At 67.7% G+C, this 21,816-nt stretch carries 26 protein-coding genes; 11 read left to right on the top strand and 15 right to left on the bottom strand.

What is annotated here, in order from left to right; translation table 11 throughout:
* Positions 1-11 precede the first annotated feature (11 nt).
* From ACXN5S_RS13735 to ACXN5S_RS13710, 6 genes are all read right to left on the bottom strand, one after another.
* Positions 12-1,292 carry an ABC transporter substrate-binding protein gene (locus ACXN5S_RS13735; RefSeq protein WP_458606003.1) on the bottom strand — a complete coding sequence of 427 codons (1,281 nt, stop codon included), beginning with the start codon at positions 1,290-1,292 and terminating at the stop codon, positions 12-14.
* A 115-nt stretch (positions 1,293-1,407) separates the two neighbouring features.
* Positions 1,408-2,016: a (d)CMP kinase gene (locus tag ACXN5S_RS13730; RefSeq protein ID WP_458606002.1), complete on the bottom strand. Its 609-nt coding sequence runs from the start codon at positions 2,014-2,016 to the stop codon at positions 1,408-1,410.
* A gap of 32 nt (positions 2,017-2,048) precedes the next feature.
* Positions 2,049-2,543 carry a hypothetical protein gene (locus tag ACXN5S_RS13725; protein ID WP_458606001.1) on the bottom strand — a complete coding sequence of 165 codons (495 nt, stop codon included), beginning with the start codon at positions 2,541-2,543 and terminating at the stop codon, positions 2,049-2,051.
* A 29-nt stretch (positions 2,544-2,572) separates the two neighbouring features.
* Complete coding sequence (gene aroA / locus ACXN5S_RS13720) at positions 2,573-3,925, bottom strand: 3-phosphoshikimate 1-carboxyvinyltransferase (protein ID WP_458606000.1); 1,353 nt, start codon at positions 3,923-3,925, stop codon at positions 2,573-2,575.
* 124 nt (positions 3,926-4,049) lie between these two features.
* Positions 4,050-4,784, bottom strand: coding sequence for a tRNA (guanine(46)-N(7))-methyltransferase TrmB (gene trmB, locus ACXN5S_RS13715; protein ID WP_458605999.1), 735 nt, complete (start codon positions 4,782-4,784; stop codon positions 4,050-4,052).
* An 81-nt stretch (positions 4,785-4,865) separates the two neighbouring features.
* On the bottom strand, positions 4,866-5,369 hold the full coding sequence (locus ACXN5S_RS13710; RefSeq protein ID WP_458605998.1) for a type III secretion system chaperone family protein: 504 nt from the start codon (positions 5,367-5,369) through the stop codon (positions 4,866-4,868).
* A gap of 277 nt (positions 5,370-5,646) precedes the next feature.
* On the opposite strand from ACXN5S_RS13710, the gene ACXN5S_RS13705 reads away from it, so the two are divergent.
* Positions 5,647-6,678 (top strand): M42 family metallopeptidase, encoded by a 1,032-nt coding sequence (locus ACXN5S_RS13705; RefSeq protein WP_458605997.1) that lies wholly within the window; start codon positions 5,647-5,649, stop codon positions 6,676-6,678.
* Positions 6,679-6,716: 38 nt separating this feature from the next.
* On the opposite strand, the gene ACXN5S_RS13700 is transcribed toward ACXN5S_RS13705, so the two are convergent.
* Entirely contained in the window at positions 6,717-7,553 is an 837-nt protein-coding gene (locus ACXN5S_RS13700; RefSeq protein WP_458605996.1) for an EamA family transporter, read from the bottom strand.
* Between the two features lie 121 nt (positions 7,554-7,674).
* Between ACXN5S_RS13700 and ACXN5S_RS13695 the strand changes: the two genes are divergently transcribed.
* Positions 7,675-8,526: a LysR substrate-binding domain-containing protein gene (locus ACXN5S_RS13695; RefSeq protein ID WP_458605995.1), complete on the top strand. Its 852-nt coding sequence runs from the start codon at positions 7,675-7,677 to the stop codon at positions 8,524-8,526.
* Between the two features lie 8 nt (positions 8,527-8,534).
* Here the strand turns inward: ACXN5S_RS13695 and ACXN5S_RS13690 are convergent, their stop codons facing one another.
* The gene (locus ACXN5S_RS13690; protein WP_458605994.1) at positions 8,535-8,786 is read right to left on the bottom strand and encodes an accessory factor UbiK family protein; all 252 of its coding nucleotides are present in this window, start codon (positions 8,784-8,786) and stop codon (positions 8,535-8,537) included.
* Positions 8,787-8,886: 100 nt separating this feature from the next.
* Between ACXN5S_RS13690 and lgt the strand changes: the two genes are divergently transcribed.
* From lgt to ACXN5S_RS13665, 5 genes are all read left to right on the top strand, one after another.
* Entirely contained in the window at positions 8,887-9,780 is an 894-nt protein-coding gene (gene lgt / locus ACXN5S_RS13685; RefSeq protein ID WP_458605993.1) for a prolipoprotein diacylglyceryl transferase, read from the top strand.
* Complete coding sequence (locus tag ACXN5S_RS13680; protein ID WP_458605992.1) at positions 9,777-10,832, top strand: class I SAM-dependent methyltransferase; 1,056 nt, start codon at positions 9,777-9,779, stop codon at positions 10,830-10,832. The genes lgt and ACXN5S_RS13680 overlap by 4 nt, the downstream gene beginning before the upstream one ends.
* A gap of 31 nt (positions 10,833-10,863) precedes the next feature.
* A complete protein-coding gene (gene pgeF / locus ACXN5S_RS13675) occupies positions 10,864-11,619 on the top strand; it encodes a peptidoglycan editing factor PgeF (protein WP_458605991.1) in 756 nt (251 codons plus the stop codon).
* 129 nt (positions 11,620-11,748) lie between these two features.
* Positions 11,749-11,946, top strand: coding sequence for a hypothetical protein (locus ACXN5S_RS13670; RefSeq protein ID WP_458605990.1), 198 nt, complete (start codon positions 11,749-11,751; stop codon positions 11,944-11,946).
* 199 nt (positions 11,947-12,145) lie between these two features.
* Positions 12,146-12,934: a Hint domain-containing protein gene (locus ACXN5S_RS13665; RefSeq protein ID WP_458605989.1), complete on the top strand. Its 789-nt coding sequence runs from the start codon at positions 12,146-12,148 to the stop codon at positions 12,932-12,934.
* An 11-nt stretch (positions 12,935-12,945) separates the two neighbouring features.
* Here the strand turns inward: ACXN5S_RS13665 and ACXN5S_RS13660 are convergent, their stop codons facing one another.
* Complete coding sequence (locus tag ACXN5S_RS13660; RefSeq protein WP_458606057.1) at positions 12,946-13,446, bottom strand: Lrp/AsnC family transcriptional regulator; 501 nt, start codon at positions 13,444-13,446, stop codon at positions 12,946-12,948.
* Positions 13,447-13,634: 188 nt separating this feature from the next.
* On the opposite strand from ACXN5S_RS13660, the gene trxB reads away from it, so the two are divergent.
* From trxB to ACXN5S_RS13645, 3 genes are all read left to right on the top strand, one after another.
* The gene (gene trxB / locus ACXN5S_RS13655) at positions 13,635-14,627 is read left to right on the top strand and encodes a thioredoxin-disulfide reductase (RefSeq protein ID WP_458605988.1); all 993 of its coding nucleotides are present in this window, start codon (positions 13,635-13,637) and stop codon (positions 14,625-14,627) included.
* Positions 14,624-15,067 carry an RES family NAD+ phosphorylase gene (locus ACXN5S_RS13650; protein WP_458605987.1) on the top strand — a complete coding sequence of 148 codons (444 nt, stop codon included), beginning with the start codon at positions 14,624-14,626 and terminating at the stop codon, positions 15,065-15,067. The genes trxB and ACXN5S_RS13650 overlap by 4 nt, the downstream gene beginning before the upstream one ends.
* A 110-nt stretch (positions 15,068-15,177) precedes the next feature.
* Positions 15,178-16,896 carry a bifunctional sulfate adenylyltransferase/adenylylsulfate kinase gene (locus ACXN5S_RS13645; protein ID WP_458605986.1) on the top strand — a complete coding sequence of 573 codons (1,719 nt, stop codon included), beginning with the start codon at positions 15,178-15,180 and terminating at the stop codon, positions 16,894-16,896.
* Between the two features lie 72 nt (positions 16,897-16,968).
* Here the strand turns inward: ACXN5S_RS13645 and ACXN5S_RS13640 are convergent, their stop codons facing one another.
* From ACXN5S_RS13640 to ACXN5S_RS13630, 3 genes are read right to left on the bottom strand one after another with little or no spacing between them, the layout of a single operon-like run.
* Complete coding sequence (locus ACXN5S_RS13640) at positions 16,969-17,460, bottom strand: cytochrome b (RefSeq protein WP_458605985.1); 492 nt, start codon at positions 17,458-17,460, stop codon at positions 16,969-16,971.
* Between the two features lie 25 nt (positions 17,461-17,485).
* Complete coding sequence (locus ACXN5S_RS13635; RefSeq protein WP_458605984.1) at positions 17,486-17,710, bottom strand: DUF1150 family protein; 225 nt, start codon at positions 17,708-17,710, stop codon at positions 17,486-17,488.
* Entirely contained in the window at positions 17,707-18,129 is a 423-nt protein-coding gene (locus tag ACXN5S_RS13630) for an Hsp20 family protein (RefSeq protein WP_458605983.1), read from the bottom strand. The genes ACXN5S_RS13635 and ACXN5S_RS13630 overlap by 4 nt, the downstream gene beginning before the upstream one ends.
* A gap of 167 nt (positions 18,130-18,296) precedes the next feature.
* On the opposite strand from ACXN5S_RS13630, the gene ACXN5S_RS13625 reads away from it, so the two are divergent.
* Entirely contained in the window at positions 18,297-18,518 is a 222-nt protein-coding gene (locus ACXN5S_RS13625) for a YdcH family protein (protein WP_458605982.1), read from the top strand.
* Positions 18,519-18,653: 135 nt separating this feature from the next.
* Here ACXN5S_RS13625 and ACXN5S_RS13620 read toward each other — a convergent pair whose 3' ends face one another.
* The 3 genes from ACXN5S_RS13620 to ACXN5S_RS13610 form a co-directional block, all read right to left on the bottom strand.
* Positions 18,654-20,390, bottom strand: a complete 1,737-nt coding sequence (locus tag ACXN5S_RS13620; RefSeq protein WP_458605981.1) for a methyl-accepting chemotaxis protein — start codon at positions 20,388-20,390, stop codon at positions 18,654-18,656.
* Positions 20,391-20,481: 91 nt separating this feature from the next.
* The gene (locus ACXN5S_RS13615) at positions 20,482-21,057 is read right to left on the bottom strand and encodes a PDC sensor domain-containing protein (protein WP_458605980.1); all 576 of its coding nucleotides are present in this window, start codon (positions 21,055-21,057) and stop codon (positions 20,482-20,484) included.
* A gap of 117 nt (positions 21,058-21,174) precedes the next feature.
* Positions 21,175-21,816, bottom strand: coding sequence for a ChrR family anti-sigma-E factor (locus tag ACXN5S_RS13610; protein WP_458605979.1), 642 nt, complete (start codon positions 21,814-21,816; stop codon positions 21,175-21,177).

Below are 21,816 nucleotides of genomic sequence, written 5' to 3'. Positions count from 1 at the left end.
GGGACCGCGCCCTAGAAGCTCATGGCGGTGTAATCCACCTCGTCGGGGTAGAGCCCCTCCTCGATGGAGGTCTGGTGCTTGCACACCAGCCGGCCGCCCTCGACCTTCGAGATGTATTGCACGCCGAACACCTGGTGCGTCTTGCCGTTGAAGAGCTTCGGCCCTTGCGGATGCTCCAGCCCGGCCGGAATGTCTGTCATCGCCTCCATCGCCTCGACAAAGGCCTGCCGCTGCGCCGGGCCCTGGTAATCGGCCGCCTCCATCGCGTCACGTATCGAGAACAGCGTCTCCCAGACCGAGAACATGTGCGAATAGGTGGAAATCTCGTTGGGATTGCCGATGGCGGCGCCCCGCTCGTCCACGCCCACAGCCTCGCGATAGGCCAGCTCGTAATCCGGCGCGTCGGGCTGCAGGTAGCGGCACTGGCCCTCCCAGAAATGTGTGCCTTCGAGGAATTCGAGGCCCGGCGAGGCGAGGTCGACGCCCTCGAGGCTGTCGATGAAGCCGAAGATCTCGGGCCGCGCGCCCGAGCCGTAGAACTGCCCCATCTCTTTCACGAAAGTCAGCACGGAGGGGCCGACCATGACGTGGTAGAGCACCTCGGTGTCGCGCGGGATGCGGGGGAAGTAGCGGGTAAAGGCCGTCTCTGTCGGCGGGATGGGCACGGTGGCCAGCACCTCGCCGCCGCCCGCCTCGACCGCGGCCGAGAAGAAATCGCGGTGATCGTAGCCGAAAGCGTAATCGGGATAGACGATGGTGACCTTCTTGCCGAGGTTCTCCAGCACGAAGGGCGCCATGCTCTGCACCTGGCTCTTCACGTCGGTAATGCCGGGCTGCAGCGTCCACCGGTTGAGCGCGCCGGAGGCGACATGGTGGCCCTCGGAGCAGACGACGTAAGGGATCTTCAGCTCACCCGCGCGCGGCGCGGCAGCCGTGACGACCTGGCTGAAGAGAGTGCCGAAGATCAGATCGACCTCGTCCTGGGTCGCGAACTTCTCCACTACCGAGGCGCCGCGCGCGGCGTCGGTACCGTCATCCTCGAACAGGATCTCCACGGGCCGGCCCATGATACCGCCCTGGGCATTCAGAACCTTCAGCGCCGCGCGGGCCGTGCGCTCGTACCAGAGCCCATAGGAGGCGCCGATGCCGGTGCGGTGCACCTCGAAGCCAAGGCGGATGGGCGCGGCACTCTGGGCATGGGCAAAGCGGGCCGGCAGGGTGGCCATCGCGGCGCCGGCGCCGGCCATGCCGAGAACGGAGCGGCGCGTGGGCCGGGTGAGCTTTGCAGTCATGTGGTGTTTTCCCTTCACTGAGCCCCTGGCAAACCCAAGGGCAAGATGCCGGGGGGAGCCGGCGGATGTCTATCGATATCGGCGGGCGCACCCGGATGGGCGCCGGCCCGCCTGTTCAGCCGCGCCGGGCGGCCACATGCGCCGCCGCCGCCTCGACCGCCGCCTCGATACTGAGCTCAGAGGTATCGAGCTGCAGCGCGTCGGGCGCGGGGATCATCGGCGAATGGGCGCGCTCGGCATCGCGGCGGTCGCGCTCACGCACATCTGCCAGCACCTGCACCAGCGGCATCTCGGCCCCCCGCTCGGCCAGCTCGCGCCAGCGCCGCTCGGCCCGCACCTCGGGGCTGGCGGTGACGAAGAGCTTGGCCTCGGCGCCGGGGCAGATCACCGTGCCGATATCGCGCCCGTCGATCACGGCGCCGCCCTCGCGCCGCGCGAAGCTGCGCTGGAACTCAACCAGCGCGGCCCGCACCTCCTGGATGGCCGCCACGCGGCTGGCCTCGGCAGAAACTTCGGCGGTGCGCAGCCCCTCTTCCGACAGATCGGCCGGCTCCAGCGCCTCCGCCGCCTCGATGGCGCCTTCGCCGCCGAGCACCCTGCGGGCGACGGCGCGGTAGAGCAGGCCGGAATCGAGATGTGCGAGGCCGAAGCGCCGCGCGATCTCGCGGCTGATCGTGCCCTTGCCGGCAGCGGCCGGCCCGTCGATGGCGACTGTAAACTGCATGCCTTCCGTGCTGCCCGCCTCCTGCGCCATTGTCAAATCCGGGCGCGGCTGCGGGGCATCAGCAGCAGGACCAGGCAGAACGTCATCAGCAGGAACTTCGTCGTCGTCGCGCGGCTGGTGGCGAGCACCGCGTCGGCCGTGATGGGTGCGCCCTCGATGAACTCCCGGATCATGATGTTCTCCGCCGTATCGACGCCGATCAGCATCCAGGCCGCGGCGGCAGCCAGCCCGCGCATGGCGCCCCAGCGGCAGCAGGCGGCGAGCAGCGTCACGCCGAAGGCGATGCTCGTGACCGTATTGAGCGGATGAACCCAGCGCACCAGCACCTCGCCCATGGGGCGGATCATATCAACGAAGGCCGTCATGTCGGCCACGTCATAGCCGAAGGGGAGCAGGGGCAGCGGCGTAACCGTGACGTCACCGATGCGGGTGGTGGTGATCCACGTCAGCAGCGCGAAGTTGACCGCGGTGAACAGCGCCAGCGACAGGATCAGCCCGCGCGGCATCCACGCCTGTGCCGCAGTCACCCACCTGGGCTCTGGCGGCACACTGGCCGTCACGCGTTGGCCCGCCCGATGCGCGCGCCGAGGCGGCTCATCAAGGGCTCGAAGATCGGGAAGGAGGTGGCGATCGGGCCGCCGTCATCGACACGCATGGGCTTCTCGGTGGCCAGCCCCATGACGAGGAAGGCCATGGCGATGCGGTGGTCGAGCCGGCTTTCCACCGTGGCGCCACCGGGCACTCCGCCCATCCCGCGGCCATGGACGATCCACCAATCCTCGCCTTCCTCGACCTCGACACCGGCGGCGCGCAGCCCCTGCGCCATCGCGTCAATGCGGTCGCTCTCCTTCACGCGCAGCTCCTTGACGCCGCGCATGACGGTAGGGCCGGTGGCGAAGGCGGCGACGACGGAGAGGACGGGGTACTCGTCGATCATCGAGGCGGCGCGCTCGGGCGGCACCTCGATGCCCTTCATGTTCGGCGAGAAGCGGGCGCGGAGGTCGGCGACGGGCTCGCCGCCCTCTTCGCGCTCATCCTCGAAGCTCAGCTCGGCGCCCATCTCGCGCAGGGTGGTGTAGAGCCCGGCGCGCGTCGGGTTGAGGCCAATGCCCGGCACCAGCACGTCTGAGCCCTCCGCCAGCAGCCCGGCGCAGACGGGGAAGGCGGCGGAGGACGGGTCGCGCGGCACAGCGATGCTCTGCGGCCGCAGCTCGGGCTGGCCCTGCAGGGTGATGACGCGGCCTTCGGGGCTGTCCTCGACAGAGAGCGTGGCGCCGAAGCCGCGCAGCATCCGCTCGGTATGGTCCCGCGTCGCCTCGGGCTCGATCACAATTGTCTCGCCTGGGGGGTTGAGGCCGGCGAGCAGTACGGCACTCTTCACCTGGGCAGAGGCGACGGGGAGGGTGTAGCGCACCGGCGCCGGATCGCGGGCGCCGATCAGCGTCAGCGGCAGGCGGCCACCGGCGCGGCCATGCGCTTCGGCGCCGAACAGAGCCAGCGGGTCGGTGATGCGGCCCATGGGGCGCGAGCGGAGCGAGGCATCGCCCGTGAAGGTCGCGGAGATCGGCGTGGTGGCCATGGCGCCCATCACCAGCCGCACGCCGGTGCCGGAATTGCCGTAGTCGATCACGTTCTCCGGCTCGGCGAAGCCGCCGGTGCCGACGCCATGGATCGACCACTCGCCCGGCCCGTGGCGCGTCACTTCCGCCCCAAAGGCGCGCATCGCCTCGGCGGTATCGAGCACATCCTGGCCTTCGAGCAGACCGGTCACCTTCGTCTCGCCCACCGCCATGGCGCCGAGGATAAGGGAGCGGTGCGAGATGGATTTGTCGCCCGGCACTTCCGCCACGCCAGAGAGCGCCGGCCCCTTCTGAGAGATCATCGGGATCGGGTCGCCGTGGGCGGACATAGGGGTACTCCTGCTGTGCCGAACGGTTCTAGACTGAGCCTGCAAAGCGGTAAATGTGGCAATCACGAGATCACAGGTGGTGTCGTCGCGCTGCCACCATTTCGCGGGGCGAAATTCGACCGCCTCAGGGCTTGCGGAACGTCATGTAATGCGGCGCCCGCCCCTCGCGCAGCGCCTTCTGCTCGTAGCGGGTGGAGAGCCAGTCGTCCCAAGCCTCGCCGATGGGATGCTCCTGCCGCCGCAGCCCGGCCTTGGGCACCTCCTCCAACGTCTGCGTGACGTAGGAGGGGATGTCGGTGGCGACACGAAACTCCGCGCCCGGCGCCAGTACGCGGTGCAGCCCCGCCAGATAGCCGGGCGTCACGAAGCGGCGGCGGTGGTGCCGGCGCTTGGGCCAGGGGTCGGGGTAGTTGAGGAAGGCCTTTTCGATGCTCCCCTCGGGCAGCACGTCGAAGAGGTCGCGCACGTCGCCGGGGTGGATGGCGAGGTTCTCCACCCCCGCCGCCCGGATCTTGCCCAGCAGCATGGCGATGCCGTTGACGAAGGGCTCGGCGCCGATGATCTGCACATCGGGGTAGCGCGCCGCCATATGCACCAGATGCTCGCCGCCGCCGAAGCCGATCTCCAGCCACACGGGCCGACCCGGATACAGCGCGGCGAGGTCCAGCAGAGCACGCTCCGGGTTCTCCTCGCGGGTCGCGCCCCGCAGCGTCAGCGGGCCGAGGTCGTTCTCCAGCGCGTCCTTCTGAGTGGCGCGGAGCGTCTTGCCATGGATGCGGCCGTAGAAATTGCGCCAGGCCCGGCCATCGGGGCCGGGCTCGTCCTGCTCATCCTGGGGGAGATCTTCGGGGTCACTCATCGCTGCGCCCTCTAGCAAGGGCGCCCGCGCCGGGCAATGGGCGGCGCGGGCGAGGACCCTGCCCCGCCCGCCCCGAAAGGCTCAGGCCCGGCCGTAGGCCTCGGCGATGGCGACCTGCAGGGCATCCTGCGGGGTGCGATCCGTCCAGCTGACGAGCTGGAAGGCCGGGTAGAAGCGCTCGCAGCTCATCACGGCGGCGCCGATCATGGTGTCGATCTGCTCGGCACTGGCGATCTGGTCGCCCGCGAGCACCAGCCCGTAACGCCAGACCATCAGGTTCTGCTCGCCCCACCAGGCAAAACCGCCGGCCCAGCACAGATCGTTGACGCGGTTGAGAAGGTCGTACATCTCGGGCAGCCGCGCCTCGGGCGGCTCCATCTCGAAGGTGCAGATGAGCCGCAGCGTCTGATCGTAGGCCGACCAGGCCAGCGTGATCGAATAGGTGCGCCACTGGCCCTCGACGGCCATGGCGATCTGATCGTCGGCAATGCGGTCGAACTCCCATTCGTGGTGCTCGGCCAGATGTTCGACGACGTCGATCGGGTCGATCTCGTCTGCCTCGAAATACTGCTCGGAAAGCGTCATGGCGGCCTCATTCCGTTGTAGCGCAGCGGCGGTGGCTCGCCTCTATCGCTATGTGCCTGCTCTACGGAGGGTGACATTGCGCATCCCCCATACGAGATATGGTGGGAGAGCATGACACGCCTGTAAAGGAGAAACTTGGGGAAAACTCTATCGCCGGGGCCGCTCCGCCTAATCCGTCACCGCCGTTAATGCGCCGCCGGGGCAGGCCGCCCCCTGCCTTGACGCCATGACCCTCGGGTGCAGGATCGCGCCAATCTCAGCAATCGAGGCTATTCCCATGAATATCGACCTGCTCAAGCGGCTTTGCGAAACCCCCGGTGTGCCCGGCCATGAAGAACGCGTGCGCGCCCTGATCGAAGCCGAGGCCAAGGACCTCTTCGACGAGATCCACACCGACCCGATGGGCTCGCTGCATTGCATCCGCCACGCCGCCAGCGAAGGCGCGCCCAAGGTCATGCTGCTCTGCCACATGGACGAGATCGGGTTTCTGGTGAACCACATCTCTGACAAAGGCTTCCTCTACGTGCAGCCCGTCGGCGGGTTCGACCCGCGCAACCTGTTCTCGCGCCGCGTGCTCGTTTGCACCGAAGAGGGCGACCTCAAGGCCGTGATGAACCCCGGTGGCAAGCCGGTGCACATCGCCTCGCCCGAAGATCGCAAGAAGATCCCCGAGATCGCCGAGTTCTTCATCGATACCGGCCTCGGCGAAGCGGCGAAGGAGAAGGTGCAGGTCGGCGATTACGTGGTGATGGACGAACCCTTCCTAGAGCTCGGCGACAAGGTGGTCAGCAAGGCCATCGACAACCGCGCCGCCTGCTGGCTGGGGATCGAGGCGATCCGCAAGCTTGGCGATGGCGGGCGCGGCGCCGAGGTGCATGTGGTCTTCACCACGCAGGAAGAGGTCGGTCTGCGCGGGGCCCGCACCGCCGCCCATCGCGTGCAGCCCGACATCGGCATCGGCGTGGACACGACGCTCTCCTGCGACACGCCCGGCGTGCCCGATCAGGACAGGACGACCGAACAGGGCAAGGGCTTCGGCCTGCATGTGCGCGACAGCAGCTTCATCGCCGACAAGGCGCTGGTGGCCGATTTCGCGAAGCTGGCGACCGAGAAGGGCATCCCCTTCCAGCGCACCATGCTGCGCGCCGGCGGGCAGGATGGCGCGGCGGCCCAGCAGGCAGCCAGCGGCGCGCGCGCGATCGGCATCGTCGTGGGCACCCGCTACATCCACACGGTGACGGAGATGGCCGACAAGGGCGATCTGGCGGCGGCGCGGGATGTGCTGGCGGCCTATCTGGACTCGCTCTGAGACGAGGGCCGCCCCGGGGCATGGCTCCGGGGCGGCCACTATAGCCGCGTCAGCACCACGCCTGCCGCGATCAGCCCCGCCGCCGCCCAGCGCCATGGCCCCACCGGCTCGCGCAGGATGAACGCGGCGATGAGCGTCGCGAAGAGGATCGACGATTCGCGCAAGGCCGCCACCAGCGCCAGCGGCGCTTGGGTGAAGGCCCAGACGGCGATCCAGTAGGCGCCGAGCGACATGGCCCCCGCCGGCACGCCGGTGCGCCATGCCGCCGTCAGCCCGCGGAAGGCGGCGCGGCCGGAGGTGAGCGCGGCGGCGGCGGCCATCAGCCCGGTGTCCACCAGCACCATCCACAGCACGAATCCAGAGGCCGTGCCGGCCAGCCGCGCCCCCACCCCGTCGGCCAGCGTGTAGCTCGCGGTGAAGCCAGCCGTGGCGAGCGCATAGAAGAGCGCCCGGCCCCGCAACGGCGCGCTCGCGCCTCGCAGCGCCATCAGCAGCACGCCGGCGGAGATCGCGGTGATGGCCGCCAGCTCGGCCGGGCCGAAGCTGGCGCCTAGCCAGAGGGCGGAGACGACCATCACGATCAGCGGCGCGGTACCGCGCGCCATCGGGTAGGCCATGCTCAGATCGGCATGGGCATAGGCCTGCGTCAGCATCAGCTTATAGCCCGCATGCAGCGCCCCGCCTGCCAGTACCCAAGGCCAGGCCTCAGTGGCGGGCAGCGGGACGAAGAAGAGCAGCGGCAGTGCGATGATGCCTTGCACCAGCGCCAGCAGCAGAATCGGTGCCTGACCGCCGGCGGCCCGCTTGATGACGGCATTCCAGCCGGCATGAAGGAGGGCCGCGGCCAGCACGGCGAAGAAGACATGCGGGGCCATGTCAGCGGCGCTTTCGGGAGAGGGTTTGTGTCATAGTGCCCTCCTCCCCCATTGCCGCGCCGATGAAAAACGAGGATATTCGCCAGCGTCTGTGAGGAAATCGCACATGAAGCGCGGCGCCATGCCTTTGAATGCCCTGCGCGCCTTCGAGGCGACGATGCGCCATGGCCAGATGGGGCTGGCGGCGGCGGAGCTGGGGGTGACCCACAGCGCCGTCTCCCGCCAGGTGCGCGGGCTGGAGGAGGTGCTGGGCGTCCGGCTCTTCGACGGCCCCCGCAACCGGCTGGTGCCGTCAGAGGCGGCGCGGGCGCTGCACCCGGCGCTGCAGGAGGGGTTCGACCTGATCGAGGCGGGCGTGGCCCGCACGCTCCGGCAGGAGCGGCAGGCACTGGACGTCTCCTGCACCTCGACGCTGGCGATGCGCTGGCTGATCCCCCGGCTGGTCGGCTTTCAGGTGGCGCATCCGGAGATCGAGATCCGGCTGACGGCGGCGGATGGGCCAGTGGATTTCGCCACCGCGCCCTTCGACCTCGCGATCCGCGTCGGCCCCGGGCCCTGGCCGGGTGCCGAGGTGACGGAGTTCTTCGCCGATTGCTGCGGCCCCGTCGCGAGCCCCGACCTGCTGGAGGGAGCGGAGACAAGGGACCAACTGCTCGCCCTGCCCCGCCTGCACACCAAGACCCGGCTCAGCGCGTGGAGCGAGTGGTGCCGGGCCAAGGGATGGCCGGAGCCCGGCCCCGAGGGGCGGCTCTTCGAACATTTCTATTTCATGCTGGAAGGGGCGCGCGCCGGCCTTGGCGTGGCCATAGCCCCCGAAGTGCTGGTGCGTGAGGATCTGGCCTCGGGCCAGCTTTCCGCCCCGTTCGGCTTTGCCGAAACCGGGCGGCGCTACGTCGTGCTCAGCCGGCCCGGCGCGCCGCGCGCGGCAACCACCTTCACCGGCTGGCTGGCGGCGGGCGCGGGCGCGCCCTGAGCCGCCGCTTATTCGCCGGCGTGCTTGGCTTCGAGCGCCGAGACGCGGGCTTTCAGCGCCTCGTTCTCTTCGCGGGCCTTCTGGGCCATGGCGCGCACGGCTTCGAATTCCTCGCGGGTGACGAAATCACGGTCGGCCAGCCAGCGGTCAACCATCCCCTTGAAGGCCGTCTCCGCCTCCGTCCGGGCGCCCTGTGCCACGCCCATGGCGTTCGACATCAGGTCGGAGAGGTCGTCGAAGATCTTGTTGCGGGTCTGCATATGGCCTCCTCGTGTGTGCCAGCCTTCATATGGTTCGCCCGGCCGCCTGCCGCAAGGGCGCCCGATTGACTCGGCCCCGCCGGCGATGGATGGAAGGGCCATGACCGGCATCCCATTCCCCGATATCTCGCCCGAGATCTTCTCGATCGACCTTGGCGGCTTCCACTTCGCCCTGCGCTGGTACGCGCTGGCCTATATCGTGGGCATGGTGATCGGCTGGCGCATCCTCGTCGCCGCCCTGCGCCGCCCCGCCCTTTGGGCGCGCAACACGCCACCTATGCGCCCCGAAGCGACAGAAACGCTGCTCACCGCCATCGTGCTCGGCGTCATCGGCGGCGGGCGGCTGGGCTATGTGCTGTTCTACCAGCCGGGCTATTACCTGAGCCACCCGCTTGAGATCATCCGCATCTGGGATGGGGGCATGTCGTTCCATGGCGGTTTTCTCGGCGTGGTGCTGGCCTGCGCGATCTTCTCGCGCCGCTACAAGGTGCCGCTGGCGCCGATCGGAGACATGGTGTCGATGGTGGCGCCGGTGGCGATCTTCCTCGTGCGCTGCGCCAATTTCATCAACAACGAGCTCTGGGGCCGCCCAACCGACCTGCCCTGGGGCGTGATCTTCCCCGGCAGCGCCGCCCAGGCCTGCGGCGACACGCTGCTGCTCTGCGCCCGCCATCCCAGCCAGCTCTACGAGGCTTTGCTCGAGGGGCTGATCCTCGGCACCATCCTGCTGCTGGCCGGCTTCCGCTGGGGCTGGCTGAAGCAGGGCTGGCGCATTCTGGCGACCTTCCTCATCGGCTACGGCCTCTCGCGTTTCATGCTGGAATTCGTGCGCCAGCCCGATGCGCAATTCGTCTCCGAAGGCAATCCGCTGGGGCTGGCGCTGCATATCGGCGGCTATGGGCTGACCATGGGGCAGCTTCTGTCGCTGCCCATGATCCTCTTCGGCCTCTGGCTGTTCGGCCATGCGCGCCGCCGGGCGGTGGCGCCGGCGTGACGCCGCTGGCCGAGCTGCTGGCGCGGCGCATCGCGCTGTCGGGGCCGATGAGCGTGGCTGAGTACATGGCCGAATGCCTCTTCCACCCGGCGCATGGCTACTACTCCACCCGCCCCGGCATCGGCAGCCGCGATTTCACCACGGCGCCGGAAATCAGCCAGATGTTCGGCGAGATGCTGGGCCTCTGCCTCGCCGCCACCTGGATGCAGCAGGGCCAGCCCGCCCGCTTCGTGCTGGCCGAGCTGGGGCCGGGCCGCGGCGCGCTGATGGACGACGCCCTGCGCGCCGCCCGCGCGGTGCCGGACTTCAGCGAGGCGGCGGAGCTTCATCTGGTCGAGGCCTCGCCCGTGCTGCGGGCCGAGCAGGCCGATCGTCTGCCGGGCGCGCAGCATCATGACGGGGTGGAGACGCTGCCCGAGGGGCCGCTCTATCTTATCGCCAACGAGTTCTTCGATGCGCTGCCGATCCGTCAGTTCGTCCGCCAGGGCGACGCCTGGGCCGAACGGGTGATAGGTCTGGCGGATGGCAAGCTGGCGTTCGGGCTGACCGAGGCCGCCGCCGTCGCCGCCCTTGAGCCGCGGCTTGCGGATACCGAAGACGGCGAGCTGGTGGAGCTTTGCACCGCCGCCAGCGCCATCACCGGGGAGATCGGCCAGCGCATCGCCGCGCAGGGCGGCGCGGCGCTGATCGTGGATTACGGCGGCTGGGTCTCGCATGGCGATACCTTTCAGGCGCTGGAGGGCGGCGCCCATGTGGGCCCGCTGGCCCGCCCCGGCATGGCCGACCTCACGGCACATGTCGATTTCGCCCCGCTCGCCGCCGCCGCGGCGCCGGCGCTGGCCACGGGGCTGGAGACGCAGGGCGTGTTTCTCGAACGCTTAGGAATCACCGCCCGCGCCCAGGCCCTTGCGGCCAAGGGCGACGGGGCCGCCGTGGCGGCCGCGCACCGCCGTCTGGTGCATCCGGACGAGATGGGCGGGCTCTTCAAGGTGCTCGGCCTCTACCCCGAGGGCGCCGCGCCGCCGCCGGGCCTGACTGCCGGGCAGTCTTGACCCCGCCCCCGGCCAGGGGCACCTCTGGTCCATGGCCGGTCTCGACATCATCACCTCCCCCGCCCTGCCCGTGCCGCACGGGTTTTTCGGGCGGGCTGGCGGGGCATCTTCCGGCATCTACGCCGGGCTGAATTGCGGGCGCGGCTCGGGCGATCTCAGCGAGGTCGTCGCGCTCAACCGCGCCCGTGCCGCCGAAGCCCTGGGCGCGGCGCCGGGCGAGCTGGCGGGCGTGCATCAGGTGCATTCGGCCCGCGTGGTGACGGTGAGTGAGGTGCCCGACACGCCGCCCGAGGCCGATGCGCTGGTCACAGCCACGCCCGGCCTCGCCTTGGCCATCCTCACCGCCGATTGCCAGCCCGTGCTCTTCGCCGATGCCGAAGCCGGCGTGATCGGCGCTGCCCATGCCGGCTGGCGCGGCGCTCTGGCGGGCGTGCTGGAGAACACATTGGAGTCCATGGAATCGCTCGGGGCTGAGCGCGGGCGCATCGCGGCGATCATCGGCCCCACGATCTCGCAGCCCGCCTATGAGGTCGGCCCGGATTTCGTGGCCCAGATCGAAGCGGAAGACGGCGAGGCCGCCCGGTTCTTCGCCCCCGGCGACGGTGACCGCGCATTCTTCGACCTGCCGGGCTATGGATTGTGGCGGCTCAAGCGCGCCGGAGTGGACCAGGCCGAGTGGACGGGCCATTGCACCTATGCAGACCCGGCCCGCTTTTATTCCTACCGCCGCGCCACGCATGAGGGCGCCGCCGATTACGGCCGGCTGATCTCTGCCATCCGCCTTTAGGGCCACCGCCCGTTCAGGAACCGGCAAGGTCAACGCGGTATTTCCATCATGATGCCGGTGACTGGCCGCAATCGCGCCGCTTTGCGCAGCGAGGCTAAGCCCGATCCAGAGCTGCTCAGGAGAGGCGCCATGAAGACCACCCCGCGTTGGATACTTGCCCGGCTGCGCGATGCAGAAACCCTTCGCCACCGCATGCCGTGGGAGCGTGGCCTGCGCCGCGCCGCCATGATCGCCCGGCGCAATGCGGCCGGCCCGGTGCCTGTGGCCCTTCCCGCCAGCGGGCCCCGCCCCGCCTATCGAAGGGCCGAGCGCGCCGCACATCGGTAACCCGGGGCATAAAGTGGCGCGGCGGATTGTGGCCCGCCCGTCAACGATAAGCCAGCGGGACAGAGACTAAACACGAAGGCGCAACTATGCACCAAGTCGTTGACAATACGCATCAAATCACGTCACAATAACTTTTACAGCAATTGCTTCAGCTGTTGTCGGTGGGGGCCGACAGGTGAGCCTTGAAGTAGGCAGAGCCATGACGATTTCCCTCCCCGCCCTCACGGCGGACGCCACGACAGCTGCGGCCCGGAGTGGCCGCGTGTCTCGCATCGACGGGCGACCTCAGCGCAGCACGCCTCTCTTGCGCAAGATCGAGGTCGCCTGCCTCGACGACCGCGGTGACATCGCCGATTTCACCCGACTCGTCCCCGCTCATCCGGTCTTCGACGAAGCGTTCAGCGCCGTCGCGCGCGGCGCCCTTCTGCAGACAGATCGCGGCACCGTCGCGATTGAGGATGTGCTGCCGGGCGACCAGATTCGCACGGCCGGCGGTGAGTTCCAGACTCTGCTCTGGAAGGGCTCCACCCTGATCCACGCCCATGCCAAGGGGCAGTCTCACGCCATGCGGCGGCTGATCCGCATCCCGGCAGACACGCTGGGCATCGCCAAGCCGATGACCGACCTCGTGCTCGGGCCGTCGGCCCGGATCGTGCGCAGCGGTGCCGGCATCCGCCGGCTTACCGGTCACGACCATGCCCTGATGCCCGCCAGCGATTTCATCGACGATCTGGGTTTCATAGAGCTGACCCCGCCGATCCCTGTGCCGGTGTTCCACCTTGCCTTCGAGCAGCACGAGCGCGTCGCGGTGAACGGGCTGGAGGTGGAGAGCTATCATCCCGGCGCCCTGCTCGGGCTTGGCCTGTCGAGCGAGCTGGAAGAGCTGTTCCTCTCCTGCTTCCCGCATCTGCGCAGCCTCGAAGGGTTCGGCCCCGCCGCCCTGCCCCGCCTCCGCCGGGCCGATCTGGATATGACCAACGTCGCCTGAGGCGGCGGCTCTCAGCTTTCGGTCGCCATGCGTGCTTCGAGCACATCGAAGGGCACGCCCGGCTCATCCTTGGCGTCGCGGATAACCAGCGACGTCTTGACCGAACCGACATTGGGCGCCGCCGTCAGCTCTTCCGTCAGGAAGCGCTGAAAGGTGCGCAGGTCGGGCGAGACGCATTTGAGCAGGAAATCGACCTCGCCGTTCAGCATGTGGCACTCGCGCACGAGCGGCCAGGAACGGCAGCGGTTCTCGAAAGCGCTCAGGTCGGCCTCGGCCTGGCTCAGCAGCCCGACATTGGCGAAAACGGTGACCTCGAAGCCCAGAAGACGCGGGTCGACATCGGCATGAAAGCCCCGGATATAGCCCTGCTCCTCCAGCGCGCGCACACGGCGCAGGCAGGGCGGCGCCGAAATGCCCACGCGGCTGGCCAGCTCGACATTCGTCATGCGGCCATCCGCCTGCAGCTCGGCAAGGATTTTGCGGTCGATCTCGTCCAATCGGCTGCCCGGCATGTGCTTTCCCAATTCTGATGTAAAGATCATACGCCGAACCCGCCGCTCGCGCAATAATATGTCGCAAGAGCGCAATTTCCGGCAAAGTTGCGTGCGGGCTGATCGCCCGGCCCGCGTGCCGGGTCAAGGGGTTTCCCCGCTGGAAGCGCGACACTATATCGGGTTTCACCTCTGCAAAGGAGCCCGTCATGGCCGACCCGACCCATACCCGCCTGCTGATCATCGGCTCCGGCCCCGCCGGCTATACAGCCGCCGTCTATGCCTCGCGCGCCATGCTCTCGCCGCTGCTGATCCAGGGGCTGGAACCGGGCGGCCAGCTGACCACGACCACCGATGTCGAGAACTGGCCCGGCGACCTGGAGCTGACGGGCCCCGGCCTGATGGAGCGGATGGAAGCTCATGCCAAGCAGATGGGCACCGAGATCGTCTCTGACATCGTGACCGAGCTCGACCTGCAGCACCGCCCCTTCACCGCCAAATGCGACAGCGGCGCTGTGGTGACGGCCGATGCCGTGATCCTCGCCACCGGCGCCCGCGCCAAGTGGCTGGGCCTGCCGAGCGAGGAGAAGTTCAAGGGCTTCGGCGTGTCGGCCTGCGCGACCTGCGACGGGTTCTTCTATCGCGGGCAGGAGATCGTCGTGGTCGGCGGCGGCAACACCGCCGTGGAAGAGGCGCTCTTCCTCACCAATTTCGCCAGCAAGGTGACAGTGGTGCACCGCCGCGACAGCTTCCGCGCCGAGCGCATCCTGCAGGATCGCCTGTTCAAGCACCCGAAGGTCGAGGTGATCTGGAACCACCAGCTCGACGAGGTCGAAGGCGCCGACAGCCCGCTGGGCGTCGAGAGCGTGAAGATCCGCCATGTCGAGACGGGCGAGATCACCGAGCTTGCCGCCAAGGGCGTGTTCATCGCCATCGGCCACGCCCCGGCGAGCGAATTGGTGAAGGACCAGCTGGTCACCCATAACGGCGGCTATGTGAAGGTCGAGCCCGGTTCGACGCGCACATCGATCCCCGGCGTGTTTGCCGCCGGCGACCTGACGGATCACGTCTATCGCCAGGCGGTGACCTCTGCCGGCATGGGCTGCATGGCAGCGCTCGATGCCGAGAAATTCCTCGCCGAGCACGAGGCCGACATCGACACGGCGCAGATCCCGGCGGACCCGCTGACCGCGGCGGAATGATCCGCCTGGAGGCGCCGGTCTGGCGCATCCTCTTTGCCGATCAGACCGATCCTTTGGCCCCTGTCCGCGGGCCGAAGGGCCGGTTTCACCACTCGGGCCAGCCTGCCCTCTACGCCTCTCTCAGCCCCGAGGGCGCCGCCGCGGCGCTGGCCCGCTACGTGCGGCCGGACGATCCGCCGCGGCTGATCCACCGGCTCGACCTCTCCATCGACGGCATCGTCGATCTGCGCGAGAACGATACGGCCCGCATTGCCTGGCATGAGATTGACGGCCCCGCGCCCACCTGGCCGCTCTCCGACGCGGCCCGTGCCTCGGGCGCCCACGGGCTACTCTACCGTTCCCGCACACGCCCCGACTTAGAGAACGTCGCGCTGTTCGATTGGGCAGGTGCGCTTCGAATTGCCGGTGTTCCGAACGTCTGGCCCGATCCGTCGGCATAAAGCAGCTATACATTTACTGCATTGCAGCATTCGTGGCAGCCCCGCTTGCGCAAAAAGTCCGCCTCACATAGGGACCAACGCGCAATCATTTCTCTGCAGGGCCGCACAATATGACGACCGTTTCGAACCTAAATCCCATTCCAGAACTCTACGTTTCTCATGACAGCGCCCAGAAACTGAAGGTCGAAGCTGCCGATCTGACCTCGTGGGATCTGACCCCGCGCCAGATCTGCGACCTCGAGCTTCTGATGAACGGCGGATTTTACCCGCTGAAGGGCTTCCTCTCCGAAGAGGATTACGACAGCGTCGTCGACACGATGCGGCTGAAGGACGGCTCGCTCTGGCCGATGCCTATCACGCTCGACGTCTCCGAGAAATTCGCCGGCACCATCGAGCTCGGCCAGGACATCGCCCTGCGCGACCAGGAAGGCGTCATCCTCGCCACGATGACCGTCACCGACAAATGGGAGCCGAACAAGGCGAAGGAGGCCGAGAAGGTCTTCGGCGCCGATGACAGCGCCCACCCGGCAGTGAACTACCTGCACAACCAGGCCGGCAAGATCTATCTCGGCGGCCCGATCACCGGCATCCAGCCGCCGGTGCATTACGATTTCCGCGCCCGCCGCGACACGCCCAACGAGCTGCGCGCCTTCTTCCGCAAGCTCGGCTGGCGCAAGGTCGTCGCCTTCCAGACGCGCAACCCCCTGCACCGCGCCCACCAGGAGCTGACGTTCCGCGCCGCGCGTGAAGCGCAGGCGAACTTGCTGATCCACCCGGTCGTCGGCCTCACGAAGCCCGGCGATGTCGATCACTTCACCCGCGTGCGCTGCTACGAGGCGGTGCTCGACAAGTACCCGCAGTCGACGACCACGATGTCGCTGCTCAACCTCGCCATGCGCATGGCCGGCCCGCGCGAGGCTGTCTGGCACGGGCTGATCCGAGCCAACCACGGCTGCACGCACTTCATCGTCGGCCGCGACCATGCCGGCCCGGGCAAGAACTCTGCCGGCGAAGATTTCTACGGCCCCTATGATGCCCAGGATCTCTTCAAGGAATATGAATCCGAGATCGGCCTCGAAATGGTCCCCTTCAAGCACATGGTCTATGTGCAGGAGCGCGCACAATACGAGCCGAATGACGAGATCGCCGACAAGGATGACGTCACCATCCTGAACATCTCGGGCACCGAGCTGCGCCGCCGTCTGGCCGAGGGGCTCGAGATCCCCGAGTGGTTCTCCTTCCCCGAAGTTGTGGCGGAGCTGCGCCGCACCCGGCCGCCGCGGTCGAACCAGGGCTTCACGGTGTTCTTCACCGGCTTCTCCGGCTCGGGCAAATCCACCATCGCCAACGCGCTGATGGTCAAGCTGATGGAGATGGGCGGCCGCCCGGTGACGCTGCTCGACGGCGACATCGTGCGGAAGAACCTCTCCTCCGAGCTCGGCTTCTCCAAGGAGCACCGCGATCTCAACATCCGCCGCATCGGCTACGTGGCGAGCGAGATCACCAAGAACGGCGGCATCGCCATCTGCGCCCCGATCGCGCCCTACGCCACGACGCGCCGCGCCGTGCGCGAGGACATCGAGGCCTTCGGCGCCTTCATCGAGGTGCATGTCGCCACCCCGATCGAGGAATGCGAGCGGCGCGACCGCAAGGGGCTCTACAAGCTGGCCCGCGAAGGCAAGATCAAGGAGTTCACCGGCATCTCCGACCCCTACGACGTGCCGGAGAACCCCGAGCTGCGCATCGAGACCGAGGGCACAGACGTGGACAACTGCGCCCATCAGGTGGTGCTGAAGCTGGAAAGCATGGGGCTGATCTCCGGCACTTGAGCCGGAAGACAGCGCTGAATAGCGAAAGGGCGGCCCGCGGGGGCCGCCCTTTTTGCGTTGTCAGGAGGCGCGTCAGCCCGCCTTAGAGGCCGGCATCATCGTGCGCAGAAGATGATCCTTCCGGATGAACTGGTGATAGAGCGCCGCCGCGATATGCAGGGTCGTGACAATCGCGAGAAGCCAGAACAGAACGCCGTGCAGTTCCCCCGCCGGCTCGATGCCACCCACCCATGCCATGAGGCCGACGACAGGAATCAGCAGCAGCAGAGCATAGATCGCCCAATGCGAGGCGTGCGCTGCCAGCCGCATCATGCCCGGCATCGGCGGTTCTTCCGGCGCGCCATGGCGCATTCGCAGGAAGAGGCGGATGAGCGTGAGCACGAGGATCGTCATGCCCGCGACGCGATGCACGATGCCCTCGGTCACCCAGGGGCCTGTCGCCTCCAGGTGGCGGAAGGCGTCTTCAATGGCGTCGTGGCTGAAGAACGACACGAGGATCACCAGAAGGGTGAGCCAGTGAAGGAGCACCTGTGCCCCAGTGAAGTGGTCGGCGGCTCGGGGCATCAGGATCTCCGTCTTGGTGGATGGTTTAGTGAATGGTCACCGGGACCATATCGTGCTCGCGCGCGAGATCGAAGGCAAGCTTCTGGTCGATCACGAGAGCCAGTTGGCGGCCTTCGGCATTGTGCACGGCGAAGAGCGTCTCGCGCCCCTCAGCCTGGGCCTGCACCTCTTCGGGCAGGTCAGAAACGGCGACCGGCTTGACGTAGACAACGTTCTTGCCGAGGCGGGCCAGATCGAACGGCGTGTTCATTGCACCCCTCCCTTCTTGATCTGAATGGTCTGCACAACGCTTTCCGGCGGCTTGCGGGTCAGGTCGATGTGCAGAAGTCCGTTTTCCATCAGCGCTTCGCCGATCTCCACGCCATCGGCCAGCACGAAACTGCGCTGAAACTGGCGGGCGGCGATACCGCGATGCAGGAAGACGCGGTCATCCTGGTCTTCGCCCTGGCGGCCGCGCACGATAAGAGACTTCTCTTCGAGCGTGATCGACAGGTCAGCCTCGCTGAAGCCGGCCACCGCAAGGGTGATCCGGTAAGAATGCGGAGACGTCTGTTCGATATTGTAGGGCGGGTAGCCATCCCCGGCCGATTTGGCGGTGCGCTCCATCAGCCGTTCGAGCTCTTCAAAGCCCAGAAGGTAGGGATGCGCCCCCAGCGAGATCTTGGTCATGCCGTTTCGTCCTCGTAAGCGACTGTCAGGCTGCGAGCCCCGTAAGCGGCGACCCGTCCTGCCAGAAATATGGGCGTCAAAGGCGTAGGTCGCAAGGGGCGGGGCTGGGATTGGCGCGGAGGTGACGATAGGATGGGCGCCAGCAGGCAGTGGCGGTGACGATAGCGATGAGCGGCTCTGAAAAACTCGACGAGATGGAGGTGCTCCAGATCGAGCTGGAGGTGATGCGCCGCCAGCACCGCGACCTCGATGAAGCCATCGCGGCGCTTGAAGAGCGCGGGCCGCTGGCCGATGTGCTGATGATCCGGCGGCTTAAGAAGCAGAAGCTTTCGCTGAAGGATCGCATGTCGCGCATTGAGGACAGGCTGACACCGGACATCATCGCCTGAGCCGCCAGGTGGCGACGGTTATCGCTCGCGCCTTTCCCAAGCCGCGTCTTTAGACCGGCCCCTCTCCTCAAGAGCTTTCGAAAATGCAAGCGCCCCGCCTTGAGGGCGGGGCGCTGGGAGAGCCGATGAGTGCGATCAGGCGGCGCGGCGGTTCGTTGCCTTGGGAGCCTGCCCCTGCGTGTTGCCGATCTGGAACTGCCCCACGAGCGAGGCCAGCCGGTCGGCATCGGAATAGAGCGTGTGCGCGGCAGCCGTGCTCTCTTCCACCATCGCGGCGTTCTGCTGGGTGACCTGATCCAGCGAGGTGACGCCCGTGTTGATCTCGTCCAGCGAGTTCGCCTGCTCCACCGTACCGGCGGCGATGTTCGTGACCAGCTCAGAGATGTGGCTGACCCGCTCGACGATGGAGTTGAGCGCTTCGCCCGCCTTGCCGACCAGATGCACCCCCTCGCCGACCTGGGCCGTCGAGCCGGAGATCAGATCCTTGATCTCCTTGGCCGCGTCAGAGGTACGCTGCGCCAGCACGCGAACTTCGCTGGCGACGACGGCGAAGCCTTTGCCCGCCTCACCGGCCCTTGCTGCCTCGACGCCGGCGTTGAGGGCCAGCAGGTTGGTCTGGAAGGCGATATCGTCGATGACGCCGATGATCTGGCTGATCTGTTCGGAGCTCTTCTCGATCTTGGTCATGGCGCCCACGGCGCTTTGCACCACCTCGCCGGATTTTTGCGCATGGGTGCGCGCGTCGGTGACGATGTTCTCCACCTCACGAGAGCCATCGGCCGCGGTGCGCACCGAGGCGGTGAGTTCGTCGAGCGCGGTTGCCGTCTCTTCCAGAGTCGCGGCCTGGTTTTCGGTGCGGCGAGACAGATCGTCGGACGAAGCCGAGACAGACCCGATGCCCTCGCGGATGGAATTGGCGGCGGTGAAGACCTGGCCGATGGCGGCCGAAAGGCGGTCGAGCGCGCGGTTGTAGTCGGCGCGGAGCTGCTCGTATTCGGCGCTGAAGGCCTGGTCGATCCGGTGGGTCAGATCGCCTTCGGCCAGCGCGGTCAGCCCGCGGCCCAGCCGCTGCACGACGGCGCTCTGCTCCTGCCGGGCGGCGTCGCGCTCGGCCTCGGCGAGGCGGGCGTCATGCAGTTTGCTGTCCAGCAGCTGCAGCGCGCGAGCGATCTCGCCCACCTCGTCGCTGCGGTCGGTCATGCCGATGTGGCAATCCTCTTCGCCATCGGAAACACTGACCACCGCCCTGGCGAGTTCGCTCAGAGGCCGGCCAACCATGCGGCGCGTGACCTCGGCCCCGAGAGCCACCAGCGCGAGGAAGACCACGAGAACAGCAAGCTGCATCGTGCGGCGGTCCGCCGCCAGTTCGGCCAGCATCGCCTCGGGCGACCAGACGATGGTGAGCACGCCGGTGGGGTTTTCGTCGTTGCCGAAATAGATCGGCTCGGAGACGATGAAGCCATCGGCGCTGATCACCGCCTCGCCGGTGCTGAGGGCCCGTGAGGCCATGCCGTCGGTTTCGGCATCGAGCGCATCGTCGACATCGCCCGCTTCAGCCAGCATCTGGCCATCGACACCGGTGACTTCGAGATAGACGAAGTGCTCGCCCGCGCGCTGGATGTGGTGATCCATCGCCAGCGCGATGGCCTCGGTATTGGCGAAGCGCACATGCCCGGCCAGGTTGAAGGCATCCGTCTGCGCGACTTCATACGCGAGCCGGCGCAGGCCGTCCTTGGCGACACGTGTCGTTTCCGATGTGGAAAAGATCGAGAGCGTGACCGCGACGATTGCGGCCGTCAGCGCCGAAAGTCCGGCGATCTTCAAAAATACCGAGCCTGTCAGAAAATGCAGGCCGCCAAACTTCTGTTTCAACGTCTTGACCTTTCACTCGTACAGCGGCGGCGCGGGCAGCCACCCGGGAAGCTCTGCGGGCGCGGTGCCAAAGCATCGCGCCCGGCGCGCCTCAGTTGATGACAGCCGCATCCACCCCGAAGGTGATGGCGCCGATGACTTCGCCCGTATCGGGGTCGCTGATCGCGAAGGACGCCTGCACCGCATACATCTGCGAGGATTCGTCGAACTCGATCTCGCTGAGGTGGTAGCCCTCCGGCCCGGCGCCGTAGCTTTCGGCATGCTTGGCCTCGTCGCCCTGCCAGTAATCAGAGGTGGCCCCGCTGGCAGCGACGTTGAGGCCCTGCGCGTCCATAATGAAGATCTCGGTGAAGAGGCCGCTCGATTCCGCCACCATCTGCGCGAGCTGCTCTCCCAGCGGCGAATGCAGCACGGCGTTGATCAGCGGCGCGTCGGCACGGCCGATCTCTGCCGCCCATTGCCTGTCGAGCGCGGCGATATCATCGGCCGTCAGGCCCACCGTCTCTGCATTCTGGGCGCGCACGGCGTCGATCACCATGGGCTGGGCCAGCAGCGGCACCACCGTTTCCTCATAGAAGGCCTGCGCTTCGGCGTTCATCTCAGAGGCAAAGGCGCCGGTGCCAAGGCACAGCAGGGCCATGGCGGGGAGGAGGCTACGAAATGTCATGTCGATCCTGTCCTGCAAAGGGCCGAGGCCCGGTTCAGGATGATCGCTTAGAGCACAGGTGCTGACAGAGCGTGAATCTGCCCTCGGTCCGCGGTGCCGGAGTGACTAGAATTGACGTTATATCCGGAAGAACCGCTGGGCCAGCCGCGGCACCATGCGGCGGAAGCGCAGGGGTGCATCGGCGGCGGCAAGGCAGATGCAGGTCTCGCCCGGCTCGGCAATCGGCTGGTGGCCGTCGTCTTCGGTCTCGACGGCGACGTCACCGGGGCCGAAGCGGCCTTCGGCATCGCTGTAGGCGCCCTGCAGCACCAGCGTCAGCTCAAGCCCGCCATGGCCATGCTCGGGCATCGCGGCGCCCGGCGCGATGGAGAGAAGCCGAACGCTGCCGGCCTCGCCATCGTCGATGATGCATTGCTTGGCGCCGCCGCCAAGGCTGCGCCAGCGCGGCGCCTCGCCGTTCAGCGCCTCCACCACCGGGGCCGGCAGGGGGCCGGAGCGCTTCCAGCTCGACTGGGGCATCTCAAGCTCATCCTGCTTCAGGGCGGCGAACAGGCGGCTGCGCAGTTCGGGCGAGATGGCGGTGGCACCGACCTCTTCCAGCACAGCGCCGCCGGCGGCCTCATGCGCGCCCAGCCGGGCACGGCATTCGTCACAGAGCGAGACATGGCTGGCAACGACGAGTTCATAGGCATAGCCCAGCGAGCCGCCGGCGTAGGCGGCGAGGATATCGTCGGGCAGGTGATGCGAGATGGTGCCCAT

It is taken from the genome of Pseudoroseicyclus sp. H15 (assembly GCF_054353345.1).
Note: the sequence above shows the minus strand (reverse complement) of the source record. Positions and strands in the feature narration are given on the sequence as shown.

What these genes read in the sequence shown, in the direction of transcription:
- pgeF (WP_458605991.1), top strand. Translation starts at nt 10,864, where the DNA reads ATGGCCGGTCTCGACATCATCACCTCCCCCGCCCTGCCCGTGCCGCAC.
- ACXN5S_RS13650 (WP_458605987.1), top strand. Translation starts at nt 14,624, where the DNA reads ATGATCCGCCTGGAGGCGCCGGTCTGGCGCATCCTCTTTGCCGATCAG.
- ACXN5S_RS13670 (WP_458605990.1), top strand. Translation starts at nt 11,749, where the DNA reads ATGAAGACCACCCCGCGTTGGATACTTGCCCGGCTGCGCGATGCAGAA.
- ACXN5S_RS13640 (WP_458605985.1), bottom strand. Translation starts at nt 17,460, where the DNA reads ATGCCCCGAGCCGCCGACCACTTCACTGGGGCACAGGTGCTCCTTCAC.
- ACXN5S_RS13705 (WP_458605997.1), top strand. Translation starts at nt 5,647, where the DNA reads ATGAATATCGACCTGCTCAAGCGGCTTTGCGAAACCCCCGGTGTGCCC.
- ACXN5S_RS13690 (WP_458605994.1), bottom strand. Translation starts at nt 8,786, where the DNA reads ATGCAGACCCGCAACAAGATCTTCGACGACCTCTCCGACCTGATGTCG.
- ACXN5S_RS13635 (WP_458605984.1), bottom strand. Translation starts at nt 17,710, where the DNA reads ATGAACACGCCGTTCGATCTGGCCCGCCTCGGCAAGAACGTTGTCTAC.
- ACXN5S_RS13735 (WP_458606003.1), bottom strand. Translation starts at nt 1,292, where the DNA reads ATGACTGCAAAGCTCACCCGGCCCACGCGCCGCTCCGTTCTCGGCATG.
- ACXN5S_RS13625 (WP_458605982.1), top strand. Translation starts at nt 18,297, where the DNA reads ATGAGCGGCTCTGAAAAACTCGACGAGATGGAGGTGCTCCAGATCGAG.
- ACXN5S_RS13700 (WP_458605996.1), bottom strand. Translation starts at nt 7,553, where the DNA reads ATGGCCCCGCATGTCTTCTTCGCCGTGCTGGCCGCGGCCCTCCTTCAT.
- ACXN5S_RS13710 (WP_458605998.1), bottom strand. Translation starts at nt 5,369, where the DNA reads ATGACGCTTTCCGAGCAGTATTTCGAGGCAGACGAGATCGACCCGATC.
- ACXN5S_RS13615 (WP_458605980.1), bottom strand. Translation starts at nt 21,057, where the DNA reads ATGACATTTCGTAGCCTCCTCCCCGCCATGGCCCTGCTGTGCCTTGGC.
- ACXN5S_RS13610 (WP_458605979.1), bottom strand. Translation starts at nt 21,816, where the DNA reads ATGGGCACCATCTCGCATCACCTGCCCGACGATATCCTCGCCGCCTAC.
- trmB (WP_458605999.1), bottom strand. Translation starts at nt 4,784, where the DNA reads ATGAGTGACCCCGAAGATCTCCCCCAGGATGAGCAGGACGAGCCCGGC.
- ACXN5S_RS13645 (WP_458605986.1), top strand. Translation starts at nt 15,178, where the DNA reads ATGACGACCGTTTCGAACCTAAATCCCATTCCAGAACTCTACGTTTCT.
- trxB (WP_458605988.1), top strand. Translation starts at nt 13,635, where the DNA reads ATGGCCGACCCGACCCATACCCGCCTGCTGATCATCGGCTCCGGCCCC.
- ACXN5S_RS13730 (WP_458606002.1), bottom strand. Translation starts at nt 2,016, where the DNA reads ATGCAGTTTACAGTCGCCATCGACGGGCCGGCCGCTGCCGGCAAGGGC.
- aroA (WP_458606000.1), bottom strand. Translation starts at nt 3,925, where the DNA reads ATGTCCGCCCACGGCGACCCGATCCCGATGATCTCTCAGAAGGGGCCG.
- ACXN5S_RS13660 (WP_458606057.1), bottom strand. Translation starts at nt 13,446, where the DNA reads ATGCCGGGCAGCCGATTGGACGAGATCGACCGCAAAATCCTTGCCGAG.
- lgt (WP_458605993.1), top strand. Translation starts at nt 8,887, where the DNA reads ATGACCGGCATCCCATTCCCCGATATCTCGCCCGAGATCTTCTCGATC.
- ACXN5S_RS13630 (WP_458605983.1), bottom strand. Translation starts at nt 18,129, where the DNA reads ATGACCAAGATCTCGCTGGGGGCGCATCCCTACCTTCTGGGCTTTGAA.
- ACXN5S_RS13665 (WP_458605989.1), top strand. Translation starts at nt 12,146, where the DNA reads ATGACGATTTCCCTCCCCGCCCTCACGGCGGACGCCACGACAGCTGCG.
- ACXN5S_RS13695 (WP_458605995.1), top strand. Translation starts at nt 7,675, where the DNA reads ATGCCTTTGAATGCCCTGCGCGCCTTCGAGGCGACGATGCGCCATGGC.